We start from the raw sequence: 26,441 nt of genomic DNA on the forward strand, positions 1-26,441 counted from the left end.
GCTTCCTTTCCCACGTCCTGCTTATACGAGTTTAAAAAATGCAACTATAGACAAGCTATAAACTCTTATTTCATCAGTCATTCCCAAATTTAAAATCTAAAATCTAAAATCTAAAATCTAAAATGGTCTTACTTTCCGTTAGTAATAGGAATTTTTATCAAACACTCCGTGCCTCCGCCCGGAGGTTGAGAAATTGTGATGCTGCCGCCGTGTCCATCCACGACAATTTTGTAGCTAATTGCTAACCCCAAACCCGTGCCTTTGCCCACCTCTTTAGTAGTAAAAAATGGGTTAAAAATTTGGTCTTTAACGCTGTCGGGAATGCCGGGGCCGTTGTCGGCGATCGCCACTTTCAGAAATTTAGCGCCATGTTCGCGAACTACTCCCGTGGAAATAGTAATAATTTTATCCAGGCGATCGATCTCGTTCAAGGCATCGATCGCATTACTCAGCAAGTTCATAAACACCTGATTGAGCTGAGAGGGATAGCACTCAACTGAAGGCACTTTTCCGTATTTCTTGACTATATAAATTCTATTTTTAATGCGGTTGGAGAGCAACAGCAAGGTATTTTCTATACCTTCGTGAATATCCGCCTGCTTTTTGTCAGATTCATCAAGGCGAGAAAAGTTACGCAAAGAAAGAACGATGCTGCGAATGCGTTCGGTTCCTATTTTCATAGAATCCAATATATGCGGCAAATCTTCCTCGATAAATTCTAACTCGATTTCTTCGGTAAAATCTGCGATTTCCTGGGGAACCTCTGGGAAGGCTTCTTTGTATAAACTCACCAATTCTAATAAATCTTTAGTATATTTGCTGGTGTGAGGCAAATTAGCCGAAATGAAGTTAACGGGATTGTTGATTTCGTGCGCTATCCCGGCTACCATTTGACCTAGGGATGACATTTTTTCGCTCTGCACTAAATGAGTTTGAGTTTTTTTCAGTTCATTTAAGGCGCTATTAAGCAGTTTTACTTGGTCTTGGGTTTGACTGTAAAGGTGAGCTTGAGTAATGGCGATCGCCAATTGGTCTGCTACCGCTTTTAAGAGTTGGATTTCCTCCTTGCTCCAAAGCCAATGAGTAACGTGGCTGCAAATTAAATAACCCTGCGGCTGGTTTTGAGTCTGGACAGGAACGGCTAAATAGCTATTAGCTTTAAGTTCCGGCGGTTGAGTTACACCCTGCGCCCAAGTGTCGCTCGAAAGAATAATTGGTTCGCCTTGACCACTCCGTACTAACACATTTTCCAGAAAGTAAGACTCAAACTTTATGCCTTGTGTCGGAGAATCAGATGGGCAACATTCCCACAGGATTTGTAACTTTTTTTCCTGCGGTTTATACCAACCAAAAGCCGCCCGTTCTAGGTGCAGCAAACTTACTATTTCTTCGACTGTACTTTGCACAATCTTGTCTAATTCCAGGGAAGCGCGAATGCGTCCGGCAATCCGGTTGAGCATTGCTTCTCGCTCCGCTTGAGCGCGATTGTTTTCGGAGGAGTAAATTAGCCAAATTGCTGCTAGCATTGCCGGGACGAGCAGTCCGGCGACTACGGATGTCAGCAAATTTAATGCTTGGAGTTGGGATTCAATATTTTCGCGGGGAATTACTAAAGCCATCGACCAGTTAACTTCCTTGAGGGGAGCATAGGCCACATACACCCATTTGTTATCTATTTTTACCAGTTCGATGTTCTTCTGGCGGTCGATCATCTGCCGCGCAATTGTGGAGAGTGCGGGGTCTTGTGACTTTAAAAAGCTTGGGGCCGGCCAGTCGATATTTCCGATTAAGTTATTGTTGGGATGAACAATTGGCACTCCTTGTGAATTGAGCGCAAAAGCATAACTATCGGAACCGTACTGCAAGCTGTTAGCGACAGATGTTACTCGGTCTAATTTAATGCTACCCGATAGGACTCCAATTACTTTATTAGGAGCGGGAGGCAAGGCCCAAATAGGAGCTGAAATGATGATCGTAGGAACTTTTGTACTGCGGCCGATCAGCGGGTCGGAAACGTTGAGCTGCCCTGCCATTGCTTTTTTAAAGTGTTGGCGGTCTTTGTTGTTTGCGCGGTTGCCTAGAGTGTTGATAAACGAGCCGTCTGGTTGAGTTAATGACAGGATGAAATACTCTTTTAACCTGTATATTTCTCCTTGCAACCTGGGTTCGACTAATTTCCAATTGAGAGTGCTAACCGTAGGATCGTAAGCAATGGTTTCTATTTCTGCTTTGCGGCTGCTGAGCCAGCGGTCGATTTCGTCAGTGCCTTTTTCTAGTTTTAATAGTGCTATTTGCTTTAAATTGTCGAGGATTAGCCCGCGCACAAAAAAATAGCTGATGCAAGCAGTTGTGCTAATGGTTAAAGCCGTGGTGCCCAGAATTAGCAGTGTCAGCAAATGGCGGCGCTGCCGTCTGTGCTGCCAAAGACTATGCACTTGCTGCCACCGCGATTGAGCAGAAGTGCTGATGTTTTGCCAAAAGCGGCGCAGCTTTTTTGTTTGTGGCGACGGCGCAGACACAGATCCGGCTTGATTTGCTGGGTTTTGCATCATCAAATGTTCCCTCAGAGTCAACTTCATCAAACGGTCTTCGTCATTCCGCAGAATTAATATCAGGCAAGTAGTGAGACCCGTTTAAGAAAAGAATGCAACTGTAGCCAAGATTCAAACCCTGGTAGTCATCAGTCATTCGCAATCTAAACAATCTAAAATCTACAATTTAAAATGGTAGGACTTACATTCCTGACTGCAAACAATTTTTCTTATGGTTGGGCGCTCGCCTTCTATTTTGGCATCAATTTTATATTTCGACCTTCGGTTTACCTAATTGAGGTAACTGCTTTACGATATCTTTAATATCTCTCTCGTTTGTATAACAAAATAATTGTAAATAACACAGAGAAAACACGGAGTTTTTTAAATTAGCAATGTATTATAATGTATGGGCAAAACCCTCTTGACAATTTTACCAATTTGCGCTGTGGGTTCAATGAGAAATTTTTTCGTCTAAAGCTTTTTTAGCCGAGCGGGTTGCATAAACGGTGAGGGCGATCGTTGCTAGCAAACCAATGCCGTAGAGAGCCCACTCAGCGGCAGTGCGCGATCGCCCGCTAGATCCAAGTGCGGCCAAACTCCCGGCCAGGGAACCGATATAAACATACATGACAGTTCCAGGAATCATGCCGATCCAAGATGCCAAAAAATAATCTTTTAAAGATACCTGCGTGACTCCAAAAGCATAGTTAAGCAAATTAAACGGAAAAATGGGAGAAAGTCGCGTCAGCAGCACAATTTTCCATCCTTCAGAAGCAACTGCGGAGTCGATCGCCTTAAATTTTTGATTGCCCTCTATCTGTTTGGAAACCCAGTCGCGAGTTAAATACCGCCCTACCAAAAAAGCGCAAGTTGCGCCTAAAACCGAGCCGATGGAAACACAAACCGAACCGCCAACGACTCCGAACAAAACGCCAGAACCAAGAGTCAGCAAGGAACCGGGGATAAATAGAACCGTTGCGACAATGTAAATTAGAATAAAAGCTGCCGGGCCCCACGGGCCGAGACTCGCGATCGACTCCAGCGCATTTTTCAGAATTCCTTGGAAGTTGAAAAACCTGGTCGCAGCAATTAAAGCCACAGCTAAACCAATCCCTAAAATCAGCTTCCACCTGTTTGATGCTGGCGGGTTTTCACCGGGCGATCGCGAATCATTCATTACCTAAACTCCCCAGTCTAAATTGCATACACCCTAAGCTTGCCAGTTGCGCTTTAGCGCTGCAATACTCTGTAATAAAGCGCAACTTTTCCCTTAAATTAAATCAAACTACCGCCGCAGCTAGAACCGCAACCTGCCGTACATCCATAACAATAAGCAGCAGTTTGCACCTCTTGAATCAAATCTAAACTCCCAGATTCCAGCAATTTAGCAGCAGTTATCTTTTCCCCGGTCCCAGTTTTCGCCGGCAGATTTTCCATTTGGTTAAAATCGCAGTCGTAGACATTGCCCAAATAGTCGATCGACAATTCGTTGCGGCACATTAAATTTTCCAGAGTACCGGGATTAAAATTATCCTCCAAAAACCCCAGATAAGGCTTGTGAAGTTTCTTATGTTCCAAATGAAACTTAGTCCGTCCCACCGGCAAATTAGTAATCGCGAACAATTGATTAAAACAAATCCCAAAATGTTCGGCTAAATAAACCTTGTAATCTTGCTCTAACTTTCCTTGTTCCGGTGTTAGCGAAAACTTGTCTGTTGCCGGCACTTGTGGATTGTACACCAAATCCAGAATTAAATTTGGGTTTTTCCCGTATCCCAACTCATTTAGCTTTTGCAGCGCCAGAATCGAACTGTCAAAAACACCGTTGCCGCGCATTTTGTCCACATTGTCAGCTTCGTAGCAGGGAAGCGACGCCACAATTCTGAGTTGGTTCTGCGCGCAATATTCGGGAATATCTTCAAAACCTTTTTCAAAGTAAATTGTCAAATTAGAACGAACAATTACCTCTTTACCTGCCGCCCTGGCCGCTTCCGCTAGCGGTTTAAAACCGTAAAGCATTTCGGGAGCACCGCCAGTGAGGTCAACAGTTTGAATTTGAGGAAAGCGGCGAATGATTTCAATTAATTGGTCGCAAATTTCCGGGGAAAGTTCTTCTGTTCGTTTCGGGCTAGCTTCTACGTGGCAGTGAGTGCAAGCGAGGTTGCAGCGTTTGCCGAGATTAATTTGTAAAACTGTAATCTGCTTTTTAGTTAAAGCTGAGTGAATTTTGTTTTTGAAAGGCGTGACTGCTGTCTGAATCATGTGCTAACCTTTTGGTCTCTGCTCGCAACGAATGTAGAGGCGTTCCGACGGAACGCCTCTCATAATTTAGCACTAATTCTAATAGTTCTGGACGCATCAAAACCTAAGAAACCGGGTTTTTTGCCGTTTTTGCGGGTTGTAAAGCGTCTTCTCAGAAAAAAACCCGGTTTCTGACCACCCGTGCGTGTAGGACTATTAATCTTACTTTAGAGAGTCAACTAATGTTTCAACTCGTGCTTTAATTTCATCTCGAACGCGGTGAAAAGTTTCGATGGGTTGTCCGTCGGGATCGTCGAGTTGCCAATCTTCAAACACTTCTCGCAATACCCACGCTTCGGGTAAATTCACGCCGCAGCCGCAGAGAGAAATTACTGCATCGTAGTCTTCTGCATTGAATTCGTTTAATGGATTGGATGTTTGATCGGTGATGTCAATGCCGATTTCTGACATGACTTGAATTGCTGTCGGATGAACTCTGCTTGATTCTAACCCGGAACTGGTGACTCCAATCTTGCCGGCTCCGATGGTTTTAGCGAATCCTTCTGCCATTTGCGATCTGCAGGAGTTTCTTTTGCAAACAAACATTACTTTTTTCATGGTTTTTGTGAGTTGTTGGTTATCGGTTGCTGTCGGGGTTCCGGCAGTGTCTAAGCGCCCGGTAATTCAAGGGCGCGATTTGCTAGGGCGATCGCCTCTTTAGCTGCTTGTTCCTTGCGTTCGCTGTAGCGATCGGTCAAATAGTCCGCTTGCTCCCGCAACAGCAAGGTAAACTTGTACAGTTCCTCCATCACGTCGATCGCGCGATCGCGATAAGGCGAATCCTTCATCGTCCCATCTTCATTAAATTCCTGATAAGCCTTCGCCACCGAAGACTGATTCGGAATCGTAAACATCCGCATCCAGCGACCCAAAATTCTCAAAGTATTGACAGCATTAAAAGACTGCGAACCGCCGCTAACTTGCATCACCGCCAAAGTTCGGCCTTGAGTCGGTCTGACAGCCCCAATGCTTAAAGGAATCCAGTCAATTTGATTTTTTATAATGCCGGTAATATTGCCGTGCATTTCTGGACTAGACCACACCTGACCCTCCGACCACAGGCTCAATTCCCGTAATTCTTGAACCTTCGGATGCGTATCGGGAACGCTACCATAAATCGGCAATTCTAGAGGATTAAAAAACCTAACTTCGGCACCGAAGCCCTCAATAATTCGAGCCGATTCTTCAGCCAATAAGCGGCTGTAAGAACGCTCTCTTAACGAGCCGTATAAAAACAAAATTCTCGGTTTGTGCGTAAAACTTGTCATGCTACTTTCAATTAAAATCCCGAAATCCGTTAGATATTTCCCGATAAACTGCGACTGCTAATTGTGCTCCCCAAATAGGAGCCACCCAGTAAACCCAGTGGTGTTCCCAAATGCCGCCAACTAAAGCCGGGCCGAGAGAGCGTGCCGGATTCATACTCGCTCCGGTAATTGGCCCCATAAATGCAGCTTCTAACCCTACAGTTAACCCAATTGCTATCCCCGCAAAACCGATGGGAGCGCGCCTATCTAATCCCGAACCTAAGATAACAAACATCAGGATAAAAGTCAATACTGTTTCTAGGATTAGAGACTGTAACCAGTTACCGTTGAGAGGAAGAGTTGCACCGAGATTTGCTACTTTTCCTAGGGTAATTAGCAGCAATTGAGAAGCTGCGATTGCACCCGCACACTGCGCTAAAATATAAGGCAAAATACGCTGGCTTGGAAAAAAACCGCTCGCCCAGAAAGCTAACGTTACAGCCGGATTCAAGTGGGCGCTGCTAATATGACCGGTAGCATAAATCATTGCGGCGACAACGGCTCCAAAGACAAAACTAATGCCTAAATGAGTAATTGCACCCTGGCTAATTTTGTTAACCATCACGGCGCCCGTGCCTGCAAATACCAGAATAAACGTACCGAGGAATTCTGCAATTGCTTCTCTCCTGCACTCGGGTGAGAACAAGGTGCTTGCTGTCTTATAAACTGACTTGAACATTGAGTCGATCCGTGATAAATTTACCTCTCTTGTGAGATTTTAGTTACCAATCTAAATTTACAGCTAACAAGCTACAACAGTTGACAGATGACCACTGATACCTAAAAAGTTGCCTGGTGTCGCAATAACTCTCCAATTGTCGAGTCAAGCTGAGCTTTGCCACCAAAAACAGTCCCTACCTTGCCATTGTAAAAGTGCTGATAAATTAGTTGATAGCCTTCTTTTGGTAAAGGAATATAACCCACCGAACTAACGAAGGTCGGAGCTTTCTTCATGTAGAATTCTACAAAGTTGCGTAGTTCTAGTTTATTTTGAGCCGAGTTGTAGTTGACATAGATAAATAGAGGTCGTGCCAGGGGCTGATACTGAGCTTTTTCTACAGTTTCGCGGGAGGGCAACACTGCTCCTTTGCCTCTGTCAATACCTACAGCTTTCAATTGACTTTGGTTGCCTTCGTAATAGGACAATCCAAAGTAACCTAAAGCATTTTCGTCTTTAATAACTCCTTGCACTAAAACTGTGTCGTCTTCACTAGCTGTATAGTCGGTACGGCTCGCTTTCGCAGTACCTACTGTTGCCTCTGTGAAGTAGTCAAATGTACCGGAATCTTTGCCTGCACCGTAGAGGGTTAGAGGTCGATTCGGCCAATTAGGTCGGATCTGATTCCATCGGGTAATTTTTCCTTGGGCGGCGGGTTCCCAAATTTTTTTCAATTCCTCTACAGTAATGTCTTTTATCCAGTCGTTTTTGGGATTGACTACTACTGTGAGCGCGTCAAATGCGACAGGTAATTCGTAGTAGCGGATGCCAGCTTTGTTGCAGGCTTCCATTTCCCCTGGGCTGATGGGTCGCGAGGCGTTGCTGATGTCAGTTTCGCCAGCACAAAACTTTCTAAATCCTCCACCAGTACCGGAGAATTCAACAGTAATTGATGCTTTTTTGGGATTGGTATTTTGATATTCTTTGGCGATCGCATCCGTAATTGGATACACAGTGCTGGAACCGTCAATTTTAATGCTTTGCGATTCTTGCGACTGGACTTGTCCGCAGGAGTTGAGAAGCCCGATCGCACCTATGGTCAAAGCAATTATACTTAGTGCGGAAACCTTGGGCTTTTCTGCTGGCTTCATTGACCTCACCCAATGCCATAACTAAGGGATACACTGGAATCATATCAATAAAATTTGATATGTCAAGTATGAGGGAAGACAAACAGGCAATAAACACATTAAGAAATGTTGATGGGTTAACCCGCGTCGGAACAAGGGCGCGCCGGCAGGATCTGGCTGAAGCGGCGGTACTCCGACAGGTATTGTTCGAGGGCGACAAACTGAGCTAAATTGAGGCTGTAGTAAATCCAGCGACCTTCTTGGCGGCTGCGGACTAAAGCTGCATCCTTCAAGGTTTTGAGGTGGAAAGAGAGTTTAGGCTGAGGGACAGAAAGTCGATCGCACAATTCGCAAACGCACAACTCCTGTTCTCGCAGCAACTCCAAAATCTGAATCCGCAGGGGGTCAGAAAGAGCGTGAAAGCCTGCGGAGACAAGTTTTTCCGAAATTGGCGGCTGTGGGAGGCGATCGGGCGCTGCCGTAGAATTTTTAAGCATCAATTATTTAGAAAACATCCATACAAAACATCATAGTTTCTCAAGCTTCATCCCAGAAAATCAGTGCATTCAGCATCGGCCGATCCTTCGGACTTGATTACTTCGGATTCTGTACCCGCGCCGGCACATCAGTGAGTCCGGCTTTCTGCATCAGCGAAATCACCCCTATAGATAGAATTCCCCCAATAATTGCCCCAACAACTACCAGGATGATAAAGACTTTTTGCAGAGTTTTTTTAGTTGCCGGGTGGTACTGTCTCGGCAATTCTTCACCTTGCTCGTCAACTTCTTGCTCCAAGGGGTCTAGCGGATTGGAGGGATTTGAGTTAAAGGGGTTGGGCGCTTGATTCATGGCTGGCTTTGGTTAAACGATATCCACAACTATTTTAACTTGCGATTTGCACGCAGCAGCTTAAATAATACATTCTGGTTTCACTCAAGACTCTATAAAATTTATTAAGATACCGAGAATTTTACCAACATTATTAATAAAATATTCGCTGGTGTCAATCTCGATCGCAATTCCTTCTAGTTTGAAAAATTTCCAAATACTTCCAGTGGTGATCACTCCATAAATTGTCTGAATGTCATTTTCTTGACGCTGGTTAAATATTTGTGCTGCGATCGTTTCTGCCATGCACTGTCCTAAGCCGGATTGGATGTTGTCATTTTTGGCTTCAACCAAGGCGATAACTGGGGATTCAATGACTAGCTGTTCCGGCGATCTGCTAATTATAAAATCGCAATAACCGCTCAAACCCCTAGCAGCGTCTACATTGAATTCTCGACCGGAAAATAAACTTATCCGTTGCGGCAGCCGTTTTTTTATTTCAACTAATATTGGCGCGACAATTAGCTCGGAGCGAGCTTTCTCGGAATTAATTTCTAGTGCTAAAGGCAGATTGAATTGCAAAGTTTCTTGCAAAAAACTGCTTGGTTCTATTTCGGGAATGTCAGCAAACAAGCCCATCTTGCTCGAAAAGGCGATGCCGAAAGTTGCCTTAATTTGTTCTATGCTAAATTGACTGTAGGGCATTTAACTCCCTCTATCAAAACAATAATTTTTTCAAACATCGCAGCCGGGGCGGGTTGATCTGATTCTACTACTTAAATTACAGATTTTAATGAACCCGCCTCTACAAATTTTTACACTTCTGTTTTTGACAAACGATCGAGAGAAATTGTTGCTGCTTGAGATACTTGAGAATTCCTATCTTTTTCTAAGTATTTCAAAGCCGAAACGCTCTTAACACTCGGCAAATTGCCCAAAGCTTCAGCCAGCCTCTGGCGGATCAGCCAATCTTCCGACTGAGCAAAATTGAGGATGCGATCGATCGCCCCAATTTCCTTAATTTCCCCCAAAGCCGAAATTGCGGCCTGCTGGATCACCACTTGCTCACTGTCGAGAGCTTTCAGCAGCACATCGCGAGCCCGGGGATCTTTGAGATTTCCCAGAGAAACAGCAGCACTGAAGCGCACCAGCCATTCAGTATCTTCGTAAAAAGCCCGCACCAAAGCATCAAAAGCTCTGATATCTTCCAGATAGCCCAAAGCACCCGCAGCGTCAGCGCGAATGCCGTAATCCGGGTCAGTTTCTAGCAATTTGACTAGAATAGGATAGCACTCTGCTGTCGGTTTGACCCCGAGAGCAAACACAGCCATCGATCGCACCTGCAAACTTTCGTCGTTCAACACCTTTTTAATCAAAGGCACCGCCTCAGCAGCAGGCACATTCCGCAAGTTGGCCAAAGCCACCATTCGATCGGCTGAATTTTGGCTTTCTAACTTGGCTGCAATTTGCTCTAAGCTTAAAGTTGTCATTATGGATAAATCTTGTAGTAAAACTTTACATTCGGGTTATTTTGATTATAGGGGAGTCTCAGGAGAAAAGCAGGCAGTAAAAACCGCCCAAGAATTTGAGATCAGTGAGATTGCGAATTAGTGGCACGATTAATCTAAAGTTCAGATTGCGTGGAAATAATCAAAGAGAAAGTTTATTATTTAAATCCCAAGCACAGGCGAGGTGTTTCTGCCGTTCCCTAAGGCTTTGCCCGATAGTTAGCCGCCCTCTGACAACCTGCAATCAACTATGCCGTTCTACCACCCGCCCTTTTACTCCTCAGCCTTAGAACAAGCGATCGATCGCTACCCCCTCACTGCCGGGCCAGAAACTTCCTTAGCAGTGGCGATCGCCCTGATGAGTCAGTTGCAAAACAGTTGTCCTCTAGTCAAAACACCTGTACCCTCAGACCGGGGGGCGATAACCGAAACATCCGCGCCGGAAAAGGTGCGGGCCCGCTGCGTGTTCGTCGTGCAGAACCAGCAGACTATTACCACAGGCAACTTATCTGACAACCCCAGCCGCGGACTGTTAATCGGCATATTAACTCCCGCCGACCTAGTGAGGCTGATAGCTTCTGGCACAATAGACAGCCAGCAAAAAGTAGCCCTGCACAAAATACCAATTTCCGAAGTGATGTCCCCGGTGTCGGTCTCCCTCACAGAATCCGATGACCAAGACGTGTTTACCGCTTTATCCTTATTTCGCCAGCACAAGATTCGCTATTTGCCGATCGTCAATCAATTTCGCCACTTGGTAGGAGTGCTGACACGGGAAAGAATTCGCCAAGTATTGCAGCCTTCAAACATTCTTAAATTGCGGCGGGTAGCAGAATTAATGACTACGCCAATTACAGCGCCCCACACCGCCTCGCTGCTGAGCATAGCCGAACTGATGTCAGAGCATCAAGTCAGTTGCGTAGTGATTACAAAAAACAAAGAATTAACAATGGAGAAGCCCAAAGATGACTATACCTCCATTTTTCACTATTCCTTTCACCAACCCCTGGGAATTATTACTGAATATGACCTTGTGCAGGCACAGTTTCTCGAACTAAATTTCGAGCAAACCCCTGCTCAAAAAGTCATGAGAACTCCCCTGCAATTTCTTCAACCCTCCGATTCCCTATGGACGGCGCACAAAGAAATGGAGCAGCAACAAGTGCAGCGGTTGGTCGTGTGCGGGGGACGCGGAGAACTGTTGGGAATTATTACTCAGACCAGCTTGCTCAGAGTCCTCGATCCCACCGAAATGTACCGAGTTGTCAAACAGTTGCAGCAGTCGGTTTATCAACTCCAAGCCGAAAAAGTGGAACTGCTGCAAAGCCGCAACGCCAAACTAGAACAGCAGGTGCGGGAACGGACTGCAAAACTCCACGAACAATTGCAGCGCGATCGGCTGTTAACTCACATTTCCTTGCGGATTCACCAATCCTTAAACCTCGAAGAAATTCTCAACGCCAGCGTCGATGAAGTCCGCCAAGTTTTGCAAGCTGACCGAGTAGCAATCCTGCATTTAGAGTCCAGCAATTACGGCATTGTAGTGGCAGAATCCGTTGCCGAAAATTGGCCTTCAATATTGGGAGAAATCATGCCGGATAATATTTGGCAAGAATCTGCTTCCGTGATCGAACAGGAAATTTATGCGGTTCCAGACCTCGACCAAGCCTGTTTGAGCGCCGAAAAATATGCCCGGTTCCAGCAAGCGCAAATCAAAGCTTATTTGATTGTACCAATTTTGCAAGACGGCAATTTGTGGGGGATGATGTGTGTCCATCAGTGTTCCCAATCCCGTCAGTGGCAACCTTCGGAAGTGGATTTGCTCCTGCAACTGGCAACTCAAATCGCGATCGCCATTCAGCAAGCCCAACTCTATCAGCAAGTCCAAAATCTCAACACCGACCTCGAACGCCAAGTCCAAGAACGCACGGCCGAATTGCAGCAAAAAGTTCACGAACTCCAGCATTTAAATGTCCTCAAAGATGAGTTTCTCAGCACCGTTTCTCACGAACTGCGGACGCCTTTAGCTAATATAAAAATGGCTATTCATATGTTAAGAATTTCTCCCACACTAGATCGACGCCAGATTTATCTAGAAATTTTAGAAACAGAATGTACTAGAGAAACAGATTTGATTAATGCTTTGCTAGATTTGCAGCGGCTCGAAGCTGCAACTTGCCCGATCGACCTCGAACCAGTAAACTTAGAAGTCTGGCTGCCTACTATTATCGACCCGTTTTACAGCCGGGCCCACGACCGCCACCAGGATTTGCGAGTAGAGTGCGATCGCCACCTCCCCACGATCAGTTCCAACCGCGCTAGTTTGGGACGAATTTTAGCAGAACTCCTCAACAATGCCTGCAAATATACGGCTAATGACGGCGAAATTTCTCTGAAAGTTGAGTGCAAAAACGGAGACTGCGAACAAAGAGGACAAAGGACAAATTTGCGACAAGCAAGTGCTGTGGCTTCAGAAATCCAATTTACACTCAGCAATCAATCATCGATTTCCATAGAGGAATTGCCTCGAATTTTTGAGAAATTTTATCGAGTTCCCAACGCCGATCCTTGGAAACAAGGAGGTACAGGTTTGGGTTTAGCTTTGGTTCAAAAACTTGTGGAACAGTTGCAGGGAAAAATTGAGGTTGAAAGCAGGAATGGCTGGACTCATTTTATCGTCACATTTCCTACCAACCCAGATGGAAATTAGTCGGCCATCAATCAATTTTAGATTTTAGATTTTACATTTTAGATTTCGGCCTAAGAGGTTCGGCGAGCGCGAGCCTCAAGTCGCGCTCAGTCGAACGATTTTAGCTTTTCGATTTACTCCACAGATGAATCTGGGAGATTGAACAAGAGTCTAAAATTTTGGCAGTTCTATGACTCCTGTCGGGGGCTTGTATCCTTTCTTTGGGGGTCAGCTTTGGGAGCATCTCATACTTGTAAAAACAGTTCTTCTGACTCCTTCCTTCTGACTCCTTCCTTCTGACTCCTGCCTCCTGCCTCCTATTTTGGGCTTGGGTGCTTTCCTTGAGATGCTCGCTCAACTTTGTTGGGTGTCACTCTTTTTTAGGAGCTAGTTTGCGGATACGAGACGGTGCTGGTGCCAAATTCAAATATTCATTTTTATCTTCAACAACTGAGGCTCTAGATGCTGGATACTTCTTGCGTTTAGGGGCATGATTCGCAACTGTACCCAAGCATGGTATGCCAAAATTTTCTAATTGACTGAAAACTTTTTGAACTACTGAAAAGGGAACCTGCTGAATTGCTACAACCATCAGTATGCCATCGGTGCGCGCCGCTAAAAAATTCGTATCTTTACTGTCAACGAGCGGCGGCGTATCGTAGATAACTAAGTCAAATTTTGCCTGAAGTTCTTCCATTAAATACTGCATCTGAGATGATGCCAGCCGTCTGGCAGTACCAGCATCCGGGAGACCAGCAGTTAATACAAAAAGATTATCTGCTAGATGCGATCGTTGGATAATTTCATGGGGTTCGTTTTTATTATCGAGCAAGTTGCTCAATCCCTTGACATTAGGCAGTTCCAACAGCAAGTGCAGGCTGGGCGAATGCAAATTCGCGTCTACTAACAGCACTCGCTGACCCGCCAGCGCTGCCACGTGAGCTAAGTTTAAAGCAACGGTAGATTTGCCTTCGCCAACTGTAGCCGAACCAACTGCCAAAGAGCTAATCGTTCGATTTGAAGAAAGAAAGCGAATATTAGTATAAAGAGAGTCAAAAGCTTCTATAAATTCCGCAGCATTTTTCTTATTACCCTCTTTTCCTTCAAGATAAGCATAGGCATTAGCAATAGAAGGCGCCAATTTTCTAGCATTTTTGTCAAGAGGAATTGCTCCCAATAAAGGTGCTTCAACCGCATCTTTAACGTCATCAGCACAGTAGAAAATATTGCGGAACTTTTCAATGAGGATAGCAGATCCCAGACCCAAAACTAGCGCTCCAACAACTGCCATGATCAATTTGTTTTTAGCTTTCGATGGAACTGTCATCAGCTTGCCCTTCTCATCTCGCGGTATGGCTGGTTCAGAAATTATTTCCCAAGGTACTTGGCTTTGAGCTGCTTGGACGCGCAGAGTTTCCCGCTGACTTAAAAGTTGATCGCGGGTGCGGGCGGCTACTTCTAATTGCTGTTGCAGTTCGTTGTAGCGGCGGGCTATGGTGGGGAATTCTGTTGCTTGCCTGTTTAAATTGTTTTTAGTTTGGGTGATTGCTTGAAGGCGAGCTTCTAAGACTTCAACTTGGTTAGCAGTATCAACCAATTGTTTAATCAAGCCTATGCGAATAGAATTTTGAAAATTCTGAACTTTAGAATTAGCTTGGGTGCCTACTAAATTTTGCCCCAAAATTCGAGCAGTTTGCTGGTTGAGCAAAGCTACTAAATTTGCCCGCTTGCGCTCTAAAGCTTCCACTATAGGGTTAGCAGATTTAAAACGAGCTGTTTCTACAGCAATCTGACCTTCTACTTCCTTAACCTTGGTCAGCAACTCTTTATATTGAGGTTCTTCGCTTAAAGCTGAAGCGGCAATAGCTTCATTTGGTGTAAAATCTAATTGTTTTTGCAAGTTAGCGTACAGCGTTTTCTGTTCTTGCAGTAGCCTTTGAGTTTCTAACTCTAAAGTTTCTACTGCCCGAACTTGCTCGATTAATTGCGCGCCTTGTTCTTTAGGATCGGTAATCTGTTGCTCCTGCTGTATCAGCTGTAACTCTGATTTCAGCTTGTTTACGCGGTTATTGAGTCCCGGAAGCTGGTCTTCAATAAATTTAACACCTTCACCAATCCGAGTCTTGCGTTCCTCAAGACTGTACTTTAAATATTTCTTTTTAGTTTCTTGTAAAACGAACTCAACTAATTTAGGGTCATCCCCCATGAAGCGAACTTGCAAAATTTTAGTCATCGTCATCAGATCTTCTCCCATCCGCAAAACGACTAATTCTTTTTCAAGAATTTTTTCGGTAACTTTTGGATATCGTTTTTGGACTTGTTTGGCAATAGCAGAAAGCATCTGAGGACTCTTGAGAATTTCAAGTTGAGTTGCGTAGTCCAAACTAAAAAAATCTCGATTAGGTACTCCTCCCCCCTCGCTGCGATTGGCTAGAGCAGCGGGGTCAGCAATTCTTGCCTCCGTTGTCACGGGTTCCACTAGCATCCGAAAATCGCCTTGATATGTTTTCTTGCCTCCCTTGATCTGATAAACAACTCCACCGCCTACTAGAGCTATAATCCCAATAATGATTAGGGCTTGTCGCTGAAAAGTCCTCAACAACGGCTTTAGATTCAATCCTTTCTGAGGCTGCGCGCTTAACTCTTCTCCCTCGTCAACGGAAAATTGCTGCACCTGTCTGCTCTGGCTGCTAATGGGTACGATATGAGCGTCCTGTTCTCTTTCCATGTTGACCTCTTGGATATTTTGTGGGTAAAATCAGCTTTCTTCTGCGAGCCTTCGGGTTGATACTTTGAGCATTGGCTTAAGGATATCACACGAAATTATTGGTTGGTCGAGCCCACTTCCTTCTAATAGTTCTCACTACTTTCACCTAGTATACAAAAATAACTAAATCCCTATGCTATGCCGGTGGCAAAAGTTCTTTTACAACTGCTGGAGAGTTATATCAGACTGCATTTGGGTCTGCTGCGTTGTGCTTGTATTTAGGGTTTCCGGGCGACGAAGCGAAATTTTTCAGGTGTCGCTCAGCTTCGCGACAGGGGGTTCAATAACTTTACCAAACTTTTACAATTGACCGTAACACCTCAGCCGCCGCTTGCGCTGGTATTGGTTTATAGTCTCTGCCATTTTTCGGTTCGCAGTCCACGGCAGAAGCACTTGTTAACTTACGGGCTAACTGACCGGCTAAAAAGTTTTGCATTTCTCATGTAGATATAATTAGCCACATTCAGCAGATTTTTGGGAACGGCAACTAATCGAATCAATTTCCTAGAAAAATCTGTTTCTTCTTTTAATTATAAACTTTTTGAGGAGCTGGATGACTGACTAAGTTTATAGACTTAACTAACCGGGCCAGTTATATCACAAACTCATCTCTGTAGTGCGCTACCGACATAAAATTTAATAATGTGTGTTCTCAGGCTCGATCGACATCTCGAACAACTCAAGCCTTCTGGGTTTTTCTACCGGGCGGATCGCGCTGCGCGATTTATGTGTTTTCGTAAAAAAAACTAGCTTTATGCGTTCCGGGGCTATTAATAAAACTATCGCTTTGATTCGCCCTCCCAGCAAGTTATAGCAATCCTTTCGGTAAACGCGCAACGGGCTTTTTTTTGAATTAACCGATGCAATAAGAAGATGACAGATTGTCAAAGAAAAAAAGAGTTCACACAGGATGGGAGGATTGCTATTGATCTCGCTGGGAGTAGCTATAGGTAGTTGTTGTTTTTGGATTTTACTAATTACCAACTACTTTTTATTAGCGCTTACTGATTTTGTGCTCTTCTTTCTCTAAGTTTCAACAATATTTCTGCATGAACTTCGCGGGTTATAGGATAAAAATATGTAAGAATCATGCCAGCAATTAAAGCAATTGTGGGCAACGGCCCGATCGCAACTCGAATTGCAAACAGTGCAGAATCTGGCTGTACGGGGGCCGGCTGTCCGGGAACGGTAGAGAGAAATCCAGCTCCTTCTAATGCTTGGCCTACCAACCACAAACCCCCTGCCAATCCGATTTTTTGCAGCAGTACCATAAATGAATAGAAAACGCCTTCGCGTCTTTCTCCTGTTTGCAGTTCGTCGAGTTCGATCACATCCGGTATCATCGACCAAGGTATTAGATAAGCCGTGGAAACTCCCACACCTGCCATGACTGCTAATAGGTACATCTGCAATACTTGTCCTGGTTGGAGGAAAAACAGTCCAGCTTGGGCAATAATCCACAAACTCATGCCCATAAAATATACGGCTTTTTTGCCGTATCTTTCGCTGACTTTACTCCAAACAAATAGCATGATTAATGCGGTGCCTTGAACTGCGATCGCAACCAAGCTAAAAACGTACTGTGGCTGTTGCATCCAGTTAACAACAAAGTAGGGAATAATAGTAGCCGTCAACTGCACTCCCAGCCAAGAAAAAAGATAAATTCCAATGACGTACAAAAAAGGGCGATTGCTAAATGCAATCTGCAACTGTTCTTTCAGTGGCAAAGATGTAGAATTATCTAGTTCTGCGTTTTCTAATAGTTGGGCTGCGACGTGCTTGCGAGTTCCCAAAACGCACCAGTACAAAGGCAAGACAGAGATAACTGCACAGATTGCACCTAATACTAAATATTGTTGATTGGGGTTCTTTTCAAATACAGCAAAGATAATTAGAGCTAAGATTAATGAAAAGATGCTGCCGCCAATGGAGAAAGCAAATCGAAAACTATTAAGGCTAGTGCGTTCGTTGTAGTCTTGAGTAAGTTCTGGAGTCAGGGCAGTGTAGGGAAGATTCACAGCCGTGTATGCGGTGTTGAACAAAATGCTGATCGCAACATAGTACCAAAATAACACTGTGTGATTCGTGCTAGGTACAATCCACTGCAATAAGAAGAATATGCCGAAGGGGATGCCACCATATATTATCCAAGGATATCGGCGGCCCCAAGGGTGAGAAGTGCGATCGCTCAAAACCCCCACAATCGGGTCATTTATGGCATCCCAAACCTTGCCAACTACCAAAATATTACTGGCTAAACCGGCAGGTAAACCAGCGACATTGGTAAAGAAAACTAGGAGGTAAAATGCCAAAACATTAGCGGTAATTGCCGGGCCGAGGTCGCCGGCACCGTAAGCTAATTTTGTCGAGAAACTGAGTTTTTGTGTTGCAGGATTGTTGGCGGCTGATTGAGGCGGGGAAGTGTTGCTCATAAACTTTGATTTTGGGATTTTTTGGCAGTCACAGTCTTTCCAGTAGGAGTATAACTCATGCTACGCCTTAATACTAAGTTTTTTGTAGCGATCGGGACAAGCTTGAAGATTTGGTAATTTATAATTGGGTAATTGGTAATTGATAGGTTGGTGGGGGCAGGTTTACGAGATTATTTGTCTTAGCCAATTATTCTGGCTAAAACCTGCCCCTACTTAAGGAAACAGTTGCGAAATCTGAACTTCTATTTCTGGAAATGCCAGCATTGACAAAACATCATCTTCATTAAATACTGTTTCTTGTCGGTAGTTTGCCTCGCCCGGTTCGCGAAAAACATAAACTTGCCGCGTGTTAACATCAAGTATCCAATAATCAGTAATTCCCGCCTTAGCATAAGCCGGTGCTTTTCGCTTGCGGTCTGTTTCTAAGGTGGTATCAGCTATTTCTACTAATAAGAAAATGTTGGCGGGTGCGGGATGAAAATCTTGGTACAGCCGAGGGTCGATTTGCACTACAGCAATATCCGGTTCTGGTTCTGAATTATAACTTAGAGCGATCGGGTCTTGGATGCGAATTAAAGCAAGTCCTGCCAGCAGATTTCTGAGATAGTCGGCTGCACAGAGGTTAGTGGCTGCGTGGGGAGGATTTTTTGCACTCCTTGAGATAATTTGCCCGTCAATTAATTCGACTCGTTCATCGGGATTGAGAATGCCTGTTTCGGTCATGCGGCGATATTCCTCTACAGTCCACAAGCGTAAATCTGTTACAGTCATGGCACAATTTCCTTTTGCGATATTATCTATTATCCTAAAAGCCGAAACCGTTTTTTTATCAAAATACTGGATAAGAGACTTTAACAATGGTAAAAAATGCGGTTTATTTGGTAGAGTACCGGACTACTTTAAATCCCAAATCCCAAATCTAAAATTCCAAACTAAAATTGCTAGGTCAGCAATCTAGATTTAGCTGTAATTGCTCCCACACACCACAAAATGGCATTGACAATTTCCGAGCGCTGAATATCTTCTGCGTCTAAAAAACTTGCAAACTCTTCCTCAATATTCAAATGGTCGGCAAAATCATAAAGTATGCGCTTGTATTCAGTTGGCATGGGTATTAAAGTAGCTTTCACTAAATCGAAAAGGGCGTTCAAACAGTTGAGGATAGTAGCTGACTCGTCAAAATCTTCGGCATCGAGCAAGTACAGCGTTTCTGCAACGTCGCAAATAGCGTCTATTTGTGTGGGTGGCTTTCCCAGTTCGCTGACATCGATATTGCACAATTGGAGAGCGTTAATCGCTAGTTCTGGACGAGTAAAAAATACAAGTTGACCGCCGGCTACTAAGGGCGGCTCGTGTTCTCCATAGACAATTAGAGTATATAGATTTGGTATTTCGGTGCTGGGGTCGATCCGAAAACCGAACAGCCACAACAATTTTTCTGTATTTGGGTTCGCTGTTTGCAGTGTTGTTGGTAAAATTTTTGGTTCTGACATGAATTTTTAATCCCTATAATACGCTCTTAAACTCGGTTTCTACGCAAATTGTTGGTTTTAGTAAGAAATCTAGAGATCGACCGGGTTTATAAGGCAAGAGTGCGTAATCTTTTTCCTATAAGTTTTGCTGGATGATGTCGCAGCATTCGGCAACAGTTGCTCTTTTTTCCATTGCTGCTACTAGGGCTTCGTAAGCAGATTGGTGGCTTTCAATCAGGTTTTTTGCTCGCAGCAAACCCCAGTTTTGTTTAAGTTGAATCTCGGCACTTGGACGGCGCAGTTGTGTTAAAATTGCACTAATTTTGGTGCGGTCTTCTGCTCCTCCTTGTGCGCTGCCGTAAACAAATTTTTCTGCGACTATTCCGGCCATCCACACGGTGCAGTATTGGTCTAAAAGTTGGGCGGAAAGAGTGCCACTTTGGAGTTGAGATGCTAATTGTTCGTCTTCAAATCGGACGCCGCCTTGGGCTGTTTGACCTTGTTTGAAAGCTTCCCAAGCGTTGAGGGCGTAGCTGGTTACGGGAATTCCCAACAGGTACGCGACTAGGAAGTGTCCGGCTTCGTGGTGGAGGATTCGATCGCGCTTTTGTTTGGAAGTTCCCCCCAACCAATCTAATAAAATAGTACCGCCTTGACCTTGCCACTGGAAACTGTCGAGGGTAGCAAGCCCCAACAGGCAAAAAGTGGCGATCGCAGGTACGGCTTCTGGCAAGTTGAATAGGGGCCCCAACAATATGGAAACGGTGATGGCAAAGATAGAAATAGCGATAATATTCAAAGAAGTGTCTTTCATAATGGCGAATGGGTAACTGAGAATTGGTAATGGATAATTTGTAATAGGGAATTGGTTTTAGAGGTAAACTCAGGTACGATCGCGCGATCGGTTTGGCAGCGTCGGGTCGAGCTCCGCGCCCCCGACTTCCGACAAAAACTCCACTTTCCAGTTTGACTGAAAAATGTCGCTCCCAAGCCACCGATATTAAAAAGATATTAAAATAAATCAAAGTCAAGTAAAAGTGTTAGTGGAATCCTTCATGTCAGTTTTGGCAGCGATCGCAGTTTTAGGTATCTTGATTGTCGTTCACGAACTCGGCCACTTCCTGGCGGCGAGACTTCAACACATCCACGTCAACCGCTTCTCCATCGGTTTCGGGCCCATCCTCTGGAAGTACCAAGGCCCGGAAACTGAATACGCCCTCCGCGCCTTTCCCCTGGGAGGTTTCGTGGGTTTCCCGGACGACGATCCAGACAGTACAATTCCCCCAAATGACCCGAATTTGCTCAAAAATCGCCCCGTGCTCGATCGGGCGATCGTCATTAGCGCAGGGGTAATTGCCAACTTAATTTTTGCTTACTTCCTGTTGGTGGTGCAATTGGGTACTGTCGGCGCGGCAGAAATGAACTACCTACCGGGAGTTAAAGTCCCGGAAGTCGCTGCGGAAGTCAGTTCGGCCGCCAAACAAGCGGGAATTCGATCGGGCGACGTTGTTCTGTCTGTTGACGGCAAGGAATTGGGCGCTTCCCGCGAAGCAATCAAATTATTGGTCACTGAAATCCAAGATCATCCCAACCAACCCCTAGCGTTGGAAATTCAGCGCCAAGAACAAAAATTTGTGGTGACAGTAACTCCTGAAGAGTCGCCCGACGGCAAAGGTCGCATTGGCGTGCAGCTAACTTCTAACGGCACTGTGGTGCGGCAGAGGGCCCGATTTGTAGAGGCGTTTAGCAAGGCCGCCAAAGAATTTGAGCGGATTGTGGTGCTGACGGTTCAAGGTTTTGGGCAGTTACTTAGCAATTTCAGCCAAACTGCCGACAAGTTGTCAGGGCCTGTGGCGATTGTGGCGATTGGTGCAGGGATTGCCAAATCGGATGCTGCGAGTTTGTTTCAGTATGCGGTGTTAATTAGCGTCAATTTGGCTGTGATTAATATCTTGCCTTTACCTGCTTTGGACGGCGGTCAGCTAGCTTTTCTGTTAATAGAAGGACTGCGGGGCAAGCCTCTGCCCAACCGCATTCAGGAAAATGTCATGCAGACTGGTTTGGTGTTGTTGCTGGGTTTGGGAATTTTCTTGATTATTCGCGATACAGCTAATTTGGCTGGGATAGATTTTCGATCTTTGATGCAATAGTAAAGGAAGAAGGAAGAAGGAAGAAGGAAGAAGGAAGAAGGAAGAATTATGTCTAGTTTTCCGTTTTCCTATTTTCCTATTTTCCCCTCTCCTTTTTTTCCGACGCAAGCGAGGCAGAACCTCTGGTTATGGGTTCCCCAGTCGTGCCTGGAAGTTAAAAATAAATAACAAATGACTAATGACTACTGACTAATGACTAATGACTACTGACTAATGACTACTGACTAATGACTAAAAAGTTAAGTTTAAAACAACGATCGCTCGAAATTCTGATTCGCCTCAAACGCCTCTATCCAGAAGCTCCTTGCACTCTCAACTACGAAACTCCCGTGCAGTTGCTGGTGGCGACGATTCTCTCGGCTCAGTGTACGGACGATCGAGTAAATTTGGTAACGCCGGCTTTGTTTAAGCGTTTCCCCGATGCGGTTGCTTTGGCAAATGCTGATATAGAAGAATTGGAAAGTCTGGTGCGATCGACTGGTTTCTACCGGAATAAGTCTAAAAATATTAAAGGTGCTTGTCAGGCGATCGTCAATAAATTTAACAATCAAGTGCCGCAGCGGATGGAACTGCTGCTAGAATTGCCCGGAGTCGCCCGCAAAACGGCTAATGTCGTTCTCGCCCACGCTTTTGGTATTAATATGGGCGTGACGGTAGACACTCACGTCAAACGTTTGAGTCAGCGGTTGGGATTGACCGAACATACCGATCCTATAAGGATCGAGCGGGATTTGATGATCTTGTTGCCGCAGCCGGATTGGGAAAATTGGTCAATTCGGTTGGTTTATCACGGCAGGGCAGTTTGTAATGCGAGAAATCCGGCTTGCAATATTTGCGAACTTGCAGATTTGTGTCCTTCTGCTAATATTACGCACGGGTGCGTCAGTGCGGAGGCTAGCAACTAGCATTAAACAATAGGAGCTGACGCACCTTACAATTGCTGAGATGAAAAGTTTGTTAATAAAGTTTGTCAGTTGAGCGTTTTTTGAGTTTGCTATAATTATTGTCAACAGCTTAATGCTAAGGAAGTAAGTATATGAGTATTGCGATTTCCCTCAGTCCAGAAATAGAGGCACTGCTTCGTGAAAAAGCGAATCGGGAAGGACAAGATATTAGCCTTGTTGCGGCCCAATTGCTAACTCGGATATTAGAATGGGAAGCCCGAGACTCTCAAGAAGCTATTGAGGGTATTCAGGAGGGGTTAAATGATTTTGAGGTAGGACGGTTCCGTTCTTTTGATGAATTTGCTAAATCACAGCGCACCAAGTACAGTTTTCCAACAAACTGATGAGATATCTCATTGAAATTTCTAGCGTTGCAGAAGCACAAGCGGATAGTGCATTCCTGCTATTATCTCAGATGACATCACCAGCGAAAGCAAGGGAGTGGTATGAGGGATTGTTGAAGGCTATCGAGTCTTTATCAGCGATGCCAAAACGTTGTCCTATCGCCAGGGAAAATCAATACTTCAGTAAAGAAATTAGGCAGTTACTTTATGGTAAAGGGCGCAACTCATACCGCATTCTTTTCACTATTGCCGAAAGTGAAAATGTGTCCGCAGTTCGCATCCTCCACATTCGACACGCTGCACAACAAACTCTTGGCGAGAACCAGGAGTAGTTCCTAGGGTGCGTCAGATCGAATTAGAGCAACTGTCGATCGCACAATATTAGCTGAGGCACCCTGCAAATAAGATAAGTTGTTGTGTGTAAATAAAAATATTTAAAACTAAAGTTATCCAAAAAGACAAAAATATAGTAAAATAGTAGATTGTGATTAATCTAAGGATATCAACAGATTATGGCTAAGAAGAGCATGGTCGAGCGCGAGAAAAAGCGCCAGAGACTCGTAGACAAGTACGCCGACAAGCGGGAAGACCTGAAAGACCAGTTTGACCAAGCTAACAATCAGATGGACAAAATGGCGATTCACCGCCAACTGCAACAGCTACCCCGCAGCAGTTCGCGGACTCGCTTGCGGAACCGCTGCTGGGCAACTGGACGCCCCAGAGGTTACTATCGTGACTTCGGACTGTCTCGCAACATGATGCGAGAAATGGCCCACGAAGGTCTTTTGCCCGGTGTTGTGAAGTCTAGCTGGTAGCACGAAGGAAGAAGGAAGTTCGGCAACGGATTCTGTAACGGATGTAACGGATGTAACGGATGTAACAGATGTAACGGATGTCAGGAAGAAGGAAGGAAGGAAGAAGAAAAAAACTCACAATTAATCGGCAGGATTAGGTTTGGGGTTGATTTTTGTTTCAGACTTATGAGTTAAATTTTCCTCCTTCTTGCTTCACTGGCCACAGCATTTATCGATGCCGAGACTTTCGAGTAACAAGTCGCTGACGGCGTTGGCGATCGCAAATTCGCCGTAGAAGCTTTTAGAAAAATCATAGGCCTGCATTTCGGTGACGATCGCAATTACGAGGCTGCCCAAGTCGTTTTCCCCTTCCATGCGCTGGCGGACATAGATTTGGGCAGCTCTTTTAGCTATTTGCTGGTTGGCTGCTTCTGGGATAAACTCGGAGTCTAGCCAGGCCAGCAGCGTTTGTTGGAGCCATTGGCCTTCTTGTTCGGGGTTTTGGGCGGGCGGTAAGGTAATAGGTTCAATGATTTCAGACATGATTATTCCTAATTGCTAATGTTGACTTTGAAAAGTTAACTGAGAAATGACAACTGATAAATATATGCAATATGATATACCGACAATTATACAAGGATACGCGCAAGGCTATTTCTTGATGGCAAATGACGGCGAGGAAAGTTTGGGGTGGTATTCCAGCCGACAGCGGGCGCTGATTCCCCTGGATGAAAGATTTACCTATCCGAAATCCCTGCGTCGCCAAATCAATCAAAATCGATTTTCCGTGGCTGTGAACCGCGATTTTGGCGCGGTGGTTGAGGGTTGTGCCGATCGCGAAACGACTTGGATTTCTAAGGAGCTCAAGAAGATTTACTGGGGTTTGTATGAGGCCGGTTGGGCTTACAGCTTCGAGACTTGGTGCGGGGACGAATTGGCGGGCGGTATTTTAGGATTGTCGATCGGCGGTGCGTTTATTGGGGAGTCGATGTTTTACCGAATTCCCGAGGGTTCTAAGGTGGCGATGGTGAAGTTGGTGGAGAGATTGCGCGATCGATCTTATCTACTTTTCGATGCTCAAATGAACAATCCGCACTTGGAAAGATTCGGCGCTTATACTGTTAAGGAAAAACTGTACAACACTCTTTTGCAAGCAGCTTTGAAGCGCCGCTGTTCCCTATTTTGATAGCTTTGAGCTAATCAGGACTCAATTTTGCGACTGCCAACCACTTTTATTATAGAGAATTAACCGGATATGAGATTATCTCTTTATGCTTGGGAGTTTTTGCGGGAATTTGAAAAACAAAAAACGATTGAATTAGATGACTTGATTCAAGTTTACCGGGAACACTGGCGAGATGAGTCTTGGCATGAAGTGTTAGGTTTAATGGCAGGAATGGTGGATGCTAAATTTACCGGTGAAGTCCTGGAATACCTGATTGGTGAAAATGGGGAAGCAGAAAAGTTTAGCAATCTATTTTTGGCGGCGGAGTGTGTTTCCGAAGTCAAGAATAGAAATGAGAGCGCTGCTATTGCTAGGAATTTGCGCGAGCGACTCAAAGAGTTAACTCGATACGGAAATATCACTAATTTTACACCTTCAGAATATGACAATCTAGTTTATCAAATTCACAGACAAGCAGTAGCAGCAGTTGCAGAAACTTGGAAAGATGACCCGGAAACCTTACCTATCCTCAAACAACGCGCTCAATCAGACGATGATTCGGCTGTGCGACGTGCAGCAGTCCAAGAATTAGCACGGGGGTGGAAAGATGACCCGGAAACCTTACCTATCCTCAAACAACGCGCTCAATCAGACGATGATTTAAAGGTGCGACGTGCAGCAGTCCAAGAAATAGCGCGGGGGTGGAAAGATGACCCGGAAACCTTACCTATCCTCAAACAACGCGCTCAATCAGACGATGATTGGAATGTGCGATATGCAGCAGTCCAAGAAATAGCACGGGGGTGGAAAGATGACCCGGAAACCTTACCTTGGCTCAAACAACGCGCTCAATCAGACGATGATTGGAATGTGCGAGGTGCAGCAGTCCAAGAAATAGCACGGGGGTGGAAAGATGAGCCTGGAATATTTGAATTATTGTGCGATGTTAGTATCAATCACCCCTTCGCTCGCGAGTATGATTTGCAAGACAACCCCCGGCAAATAGCTCTTACAGCTATGATTGAGCTATATCCCGATCGCCCTGAAACTTTAGAACTTGTGCGCGATCGGGCTCAGAACGATTCTGACGAAAGACTCCGCAAATTTGCCCAGAAAAATTTGGCAAAATTAGAACCCCAATGAGCGATATATTCGATCGCCCATCGCCATTCTTTCTAATTTTAGGAGTCCTTGGGTGGGGGCGGGTTTATGAGATTATTGGTTTTAAACATAGATGGTTGGTAAAACCCGCCCCTACAAAATTATCAATTACCAATGATAAATTGCGGGTGAAAAAATATTTATGTAGATACTGTCTTGAACTGTCAAGGGGTCGCGAGTAAATAATTTGGGTCGAAAGGCTTTTGGGATTTTAAAATCCCAAAAGCCAAATGCACCAGTTTCCTCATCAGCGCACC

The 26,441-nt window shown here is 44.9% G+C and carries 26 protein-coding genes; 8 read left to right on the forward strand and 18 right to left on the reverse strand.

Annotation, left to right across the window (positions count from 1 at the left end):
- Positions 1-128: 128 nt before the first annotated feature.
- The 11 genes from NDI35_RS21645 to NDI35_RS21695 all read right to left on the reverse strand — a co-directional run bounded on the left by NDI35_RS21645 (position 129) and on the right by NDI35_RS21695 (position 10,248).
- A complete protein-coding gene (locus NDI35_RS21645; RefSeq protein ID WP_445314530.1) occupies positions 129-2,552 on the reverse strand; it encodes an ATP-binding protein in 2,424 nt (807 codons plus the stop codon).
- Positions 2,553-2,985: 433 nt separating this feature from the next.
- Entirely contained in the window at positions 2,986-3,711 is a 726-nt protein-coding gene (locus NDI35_RS21650; protein WP_445314531.1) for a TVP38/TMEM64 family protein, read from the reverse strand.
- Between the two features lie 98 nt (positions 3,712-3,809).
- A complete protein-coding gene (arsS, locus tag NDI35_RS21655) occupies positions 3,810-4,796 on the reverse strand; it encodes an arsenosugar biosynthesis radical SAM (seleno)protein ArsS (RefSeq protein WP_445314532.1) in 987 nt (328 codons plus the stop codon).
- 201 nt (positions 4,797-4,997) lie between these two features.
- Positions 4,998-5,393 (reverse strand): arsenate reductase, glutathione/glutaredoxin type, encoded by a 396-nt coding sequence (gene arsC / locus NDI35_RS21660; protein WP_190732266.1) that lies wholly within the window; start codon positions 5,391-5,393, stop codon positions 4,998-5,000.
- 50 nt (positions 5,394-5,443) lie between these two features.
- Positions 5,444-6,103 carry an arsenical resistance protein ArsH gene (gene arsH / locus NDI35_RS21665; RefSeq protein WP_445314533.1) on the reverse strand — a complete coding sequence of 220 codons (660 nt, stop codon included), beginning with the start codon at positions 6,101-6,103 and terminating at the stop codon, positions 5,444-5,446.
- A 7-nt stretch (positions 6,104-6,110) separates the two neighbouring features.
- On the reverse strand, positions 6,111-6,821 hold the full coding sequence (locus NDI35_RS21670; protein ID WP_445314534.1) for an MIP/aquaporin family protein: 711 nt from the start codon (positions 6,819-6,821) through the stop codon (positions 6,111-6,113).
- A gap of 101 nt (positions 6,822-6,922) precedes the next feature.
- A complete protein-coding gene (locus tag NDI35_RS21675) occupies positions 6,923-7,951 on the reverse strand; it encodes a PstS family phosphate ABC transporter substrate-binding protein (protein WP_445314535.1) in 1,029 nt (342 codons plus the stop codon).
- Positions 7,952-8,067: 116 nt separating this feature from the next.
- On the reverse strand, positions 8,068-8,427 hold the full coding sequence (locus NDI35_RS21680) for an ArsR/SmtB family transcription factor (protein WP_445314536.1): 360 nt from the start codon (positions 8,425-8,427) through the stop codon (positions 8,068-8,070).
- Between the two features lie 97 nt (positions 8,428-8,524).
- A complete protein-coding gene (locus NDI35_RS21685) occupies positions 8,525-8,779 on the reverse strand; it encodes a hypothetical protein (RefSeq protein ID WP_333161228.1) in 255 nt (84 codons plus the stop codon).
- A gap of 84 nt (positions 8,780-8,863) precedes the next feature.
- Positions 8,864-9,463 carry a hypothetical protein gene (locus tag NDI35_RS21690; RefSeq protein WP_445314537.1) on the reverse strand — a complete coding sequence of 200 codons (600 nt, stop codon included), beginning with the start codon at positions 9,461-9,463 and terminating at the stop codon, positions 8,864-8,866.
- A 110-nt stretch (positions 9,464-9,573) separates the two neighbouring features.
- Positions 9,574-10,248 (reverse strand): HEAT repeat domain-containing protein, encoded by a 675-nt coding sequence (locus tag NDI35_RS21695; RefSeq protein WP_445314538.1) that lies wholly within the window; start codon positions 10,246-10,248, stop codon positions 9,574-9,576.
- Between the two features lie 268 nt (positions 10,249-10,516).
- Between NDI35_RS21695 and NDI35_RS21700 the strand changes: the two genes are divergently transcribed.
- Positions 10,517-12,976, forward strand: coding sequence for a CBS domain-containing protein (locus NDI35_RS21700; RefSeq protein WP_445314539.1), 2,460 nt, complete (start codon positions 10,517-10,519; stop codon positions 12,974-12,976).
- 349 nt (positions 12,977-13,325) lie between these two features.
- On the opposite strand, the gene NDI35_RS21705 is transcribed toward NDI35_RS21700, so the two are convergent.
- The 6 genes from NDI35_RS21705 to NDI35_RS21730 all read right to left on the reverse strand — a co-directional run bounded on the left by NDI35_RS21705 (position 13,326) and on the right by NDI35_RS21730 (position 20,440).
- Positions 13,326-15,683, reverse strand: coding sequence for a GumC family protein (locus tag NDI35_RS21705; protein ID WP_445314540.1), 2,358 nt, complete (start codon positions 15,681-15,683; stop codon positions 13,326-13,328).
- A gap of 328 nt (positions 15,684-16,011) precedes the next feature.
- Positions 16,012-16,158: a hypothetical protein gene (locus NDI35_RS21710; protein WP_445314541.1), complete on the reverse strand. Its 147-nt coding sequence runs from the start codon at positions 16,156-16,158 to the stop codon at positions 16,012-16,014.
- Positions 16,159-16,723: 565 nt separating this feature from the next.
- The gene (locus tag NDI35_RS21715; protein WP_445314542.1) at positions 16,724-18,154 is read right to left on the reverse strand and encodes an MFS transporter; all 1,431 of its coding nucleotides are present in this window, start codon (positions 18,152-18,154) and stop codon (positions 16,724-16,726) included.
- A gap of 213 nt (positions 18,155-18,367) precedes the next feature.
- On the reverse strand, positions 18,368-18,925 hold the full coding sequence (locus tag NDI35_RS21720; RefSeq protein ID WP_445314543.1) for a Uma2 family endonuclease: 558 nt from the start codon (positions 18,923-18,925) through the stop codon (positions 18,368-18,370).
- A gap of 170 nt (positions 18,926-19,095) precedes the next feature.
- Positions 19,096-19,647 carry a hypothetical protein gene (locus NDI35_RS21725; protein WP_445314544.1) on the reverse strand — a complete coding sequence of 184 codons (552 nt, stop codon included), beginning with the start codon at positions 19,645-19,647 and terminating at the stop codon, positions 19,096-19,098.
- A 115-nt stretch (positions 19,648-19,762) separates the two neighbouring features.
- Positions 19,763-20,440, reverse strand: a complete 678-nt coding sequence (locus NDI35_RS21730; RefSeq protein WP_445314545.1) for an ATP-dependent Zn protease — start codon at positions 20,438-20,440, stop codon at positions 19,763-19,765.
- A 241-nt stretch (positions 20,441-20,681) separates the two neighbouring features.
- Here NDI35_RS21730 and rseP point away from each other — a divergent pair, with 241 nt between their 5' ends.
- The 5 genes from rseP (at position 20,682) to rpsN (ending at position 23,879) form a co-directional block, all read left to right on the forward strand.
- A complete protein-coding gene (gene rseP / locus NDI35_RS21735) occupies positions 20,682-21,776 on the forward strand; it encodes an RIP metalloprotease RseP (protein WP_445314546.1) in 1,095 nt (364 codons plus the stop codon).
- A 227-nt stretch (positions 21,777-22,003) separates the two neighbouring features.
- Positions 22,004-22,681 (forward strand): endonuclease III, encoded by a 678-nt coding sequence (gene nth / locus NDI35_RS21740; protein ID WP_445314547.1) that lies wholly within the window; start codon positions 22,004-22,006, stop codon positions 22,679-22,681.
- Between the two features lie 131 nt (positions 22,682-22,812).
- Positions 22,813-23,064 carry a hypothetical protein gene (locus tag NDI35_RS21745; RefSeq protein WP_445314548.1) on the forward strand — a complete coding sequence of 84 codons (252 nt, stop codon included), beginning with the start codon at positions 22,813-22,815 and terminating at the stop codon, positions 23,062-23,064.
- Positions 23,064-23,396 carry a type II toxin-antitoxin system RelE/ParE family toxin gene (locus NDI35_RS21750; RefSeq protein ID WP_445314549.1) on the forward strand — a complete coding sequence of 111 codons (333 nt, stop codon included), beginning with the start codon at positions 23,064-23,066 and terminating at the stop codon, positions 23,394-23,396. The genes NDI35_RS21745 and NDI35_RS21750 overlap by 1 nt, the downstream gene beginning before the upstream one ends.
- A 180-nt stretch (positions 23,397-23,576) precedes the next feature.
- A complete protein-coding gene (gene rpsN, locus NDI35_RS21755) occupies positions 23,577-23,879 on the forward strand; it encodes a 30S ribosomal protein S14 (protein ID WP_006633844.1) in 303 nt (100 codons plus the stop codon).
- A gap of 192 nt (positions 23,880-24,071) precedes the next feature.
- On the opposite strand, the gene NDI35_RS21760 is transcribed toward rpsN, so the two are convergent.
- On the reverse strand, positions 24,072-24,401 hold the full coding sequence (locus NDI35_RS21760) for a DUF8822 family protein (protein WP_333096388.1): 330 nt from the start codon (positions 24,399-24,401) through the stop codon (positions 24,072-24,074).
- Positions 24,402-24,447: 46 nt separating this feature from the next.
- On the opposite strand from NDI35_RS21760, the gene aat reads away from it, so the two are divergent.
- Positions 24,448-25,044, forward strand: a complete 597-nt coding sequence (gene aat / locus NDI35_RS21765) for a leucyl/phenylalanyl-tRNA--protein transferase (protein WP_445242358.1) — start codon at positions 24,448-24,450, stop codon at positions 25,042-25,044.
- A gap of 69 nt (positions 25,045-25,113) precedes the next feature.
- Entirely contained in the window at positions 25,114-26,166 is a 1,053-nt protein-coding gene (locus tag NDI35_RS21770) for a HEAT repeat domain-containing protein (protein ID WP_445314550.1), read from the forward strand.
- Positions 26,167-26,441: the final 275 nt, after the last annotated feature.

The organism is Microcoleus vaginatus FACHB-2002 (genome assembly GCF_040004035.1).
Classification (GTDB): domain Bacteria; phylum Cyanobacteriota; class Cyanobacteriia; order Cyanobacteriales; family Microcoleaceae; genus Microcoleus; species Microcoleus vaginatus_C.

Excerpts from the sequence above, each read along its gene's own strand:
- NDI35_RS21645 (WP_445314530.1), bottom strand. The coding sequence starts at position 2,552 with ATGATGCAAAACCCAGCAAATCAAGCCGGATCTGTGTCTGCGCCGTCG.
- NDI35_RS21650 (WP_445314531.1), bottom strand. The coding sequence starts at position 3,711 with ATGAATGATTCGCGATCGCCCGGTGAAAACCCGCCAGCATCAAACAGG.
- arsS (WP_445314532.1), bottom strand. The coding sequence starts at position 4,796 with ATGATTCAGACAGCAGTCACGCCTTTCAAAAACAAAATTCACTCAGCT.
- arsC (WP_190732266.1), bottom strand. The coding sequence starts at position 5,393 with ATGAAAAAAGTAATGTTTGTTTGCAAAAGAAACTCCTGCAGATCGCAA.
- arsH (WP_445314533.1), bottom strand. The coding sequence starts at position 6,103 with ATGACAAGTTTTACGCACAAACCGAGAATTTTGTTTTTATACGGCTCG.
- NDI35_RS21670 (WP_445314534.1), bottom strand. The coding sequence starts at position 6,821 with ATGTTCAAGTCAGTTTATAAGACAGCAAGCACCTTGTTCTCACCCGAG.
- NDI35_RS21675 (WP_445314535.1), bottom strand. The coding sequence starts at position 7,951 with ATGAAGCCAGCAGAAAAGCCCAAGGTTTCCGCACTAAGTATAATTGCT.
- NDI35_RS21680 (WP_445314536.1), bottom strand. The coding sequence starts at position 8,427 with ATGCTTAAAAATTCTACGGCAGCGCCCGATCGCCTCCCACAGCCGCCA.
- NDI35_RS21685 (WP_333161228.1), bottom strand. The coding sequence starts at position 8,779 with ATGAATCAAGCGCCCAACCCCTTTAACTCAAATCCCTCCAATCCGCTA.
- NDI35_RS21690 (WP_445314537.1), bottom strand. The coding sequence starts at position 9,463 with ATGCCCTACAGTCAATTTAGCATAGAACAAATTAAGGCAACTTTCGGC.
- NDI35_RS21695 (WP_445314538.1), bottom strand. The coding sequence starts at position 10,248 with ATGACAACTTTAAGCTTAGAGCAAATTGCAGCCAAGTTAGAAAGCCAA.
- NDI35_RS21700 (WP_445314539.1), top strand. The coding sequence starts at position 10,517 with ATGCCGTTCTACCACCCGCCCTTTTACTCCTCAGCCTTAGAACAAGCG.
- NDI35_RS21705 (WP_445314540.1), bottom strand. The coding sequence starts at position 15,683 with ATGGAAAGAGAACAGGACGCTCATATCGTACCCATTAGCAGCCAGAGC.
- NDI35_RS21710 (WP_445314541.1), bottom strand. The coding sequence starts at position 16,158 with ATGCAAAACTTTTTAGCCGGTCAGTTAGCCCGTAAGTTAACAAGTGCT.
- NDI35_RS21715 (WP_445314542.1), bottom strand. The coding sequence starts at position 18,154 with ATGAGCAACACTTCCCCGCCTCAATCAGCCGCCAACAATCCTGCAACA.
- NDI35_RS21720 (WP_445314543.1), bottom strand. The coding sequence starts at position 18,925 with ATGACTGTAACAGATTTACGCTTGTGGACTGTAGAGGAATATCGCCGC.
- NDI35_RS21725 (WP_445314544.1), bottom strand. The coding sequence starts at position 19,647 with ATGTCAGAACCAAAAATTTTACCAACAACACTGCAAACAGCGAACCCA.
- NDI35_RS21730 (WP_445314545.1), bottom strand. The coding sequence starts at position 20,440 with ATGAAAGACACTTCTTTGAATATTATCGCTATTTCTATCTTTGCCATC.
- rseP (WP_445314546.1), top strand. The coding sequence starts at position 20,682 with ATGTCAGTTTTGGCAGCGATCGCAGTTTTAGGTATCTTGATTGTCGTT.
- nth (WP_445314547.1), top strand. The coding sequence starts at position 22,004 with ATGACTAAAAAGTTAAGTTTAAAACAACGATCGCTCGAAATTCTGATT.
- NDI35_RS21745 (WP_445314548.1), top strand. The coding sequence starts at position 22,813 with ATGAGTATTGCGATTTCCCTCAGTCCAGAAATAGAGGCACTGCTTCGT.
- NDI35_RS21750 (WP_445314549.1), top strand. The coding sequence starts at position 23,064 with ATGAGATATCTCATTGAAATTTCTAGCGTTGCAGAAGCACAAGCGGAT.
- rpsN (WP_006633844.1), top strand. The coding sequence starts at position 23,577 with ATGGCTAAGAAGAGCATGGTCGAGCGCGAGAAAAAGCGCCAGAGACTC.
- NDI35_RS21760 (WP_333096388.1), bottom strand. The coding sequence starts at position 24,401 with ATGTCTGAAATCATTGAACCTATTACCTTACCGCCCGCCCAAAACCCC.
- aat (WP_445242358.1), top strand. The coding sequence starts at position 24,448 with ATGACAACTGATAAATATATGCAATATGATATACCGACAATTATACAA.
- NDI35_RS21770 (WP_445314550.1), top strand. The coding sequence starts at position 25,114 with ATGAGATTATCTCTTTATGCTTGGGAGTTTTTGCGGGAATTTGAAAAA.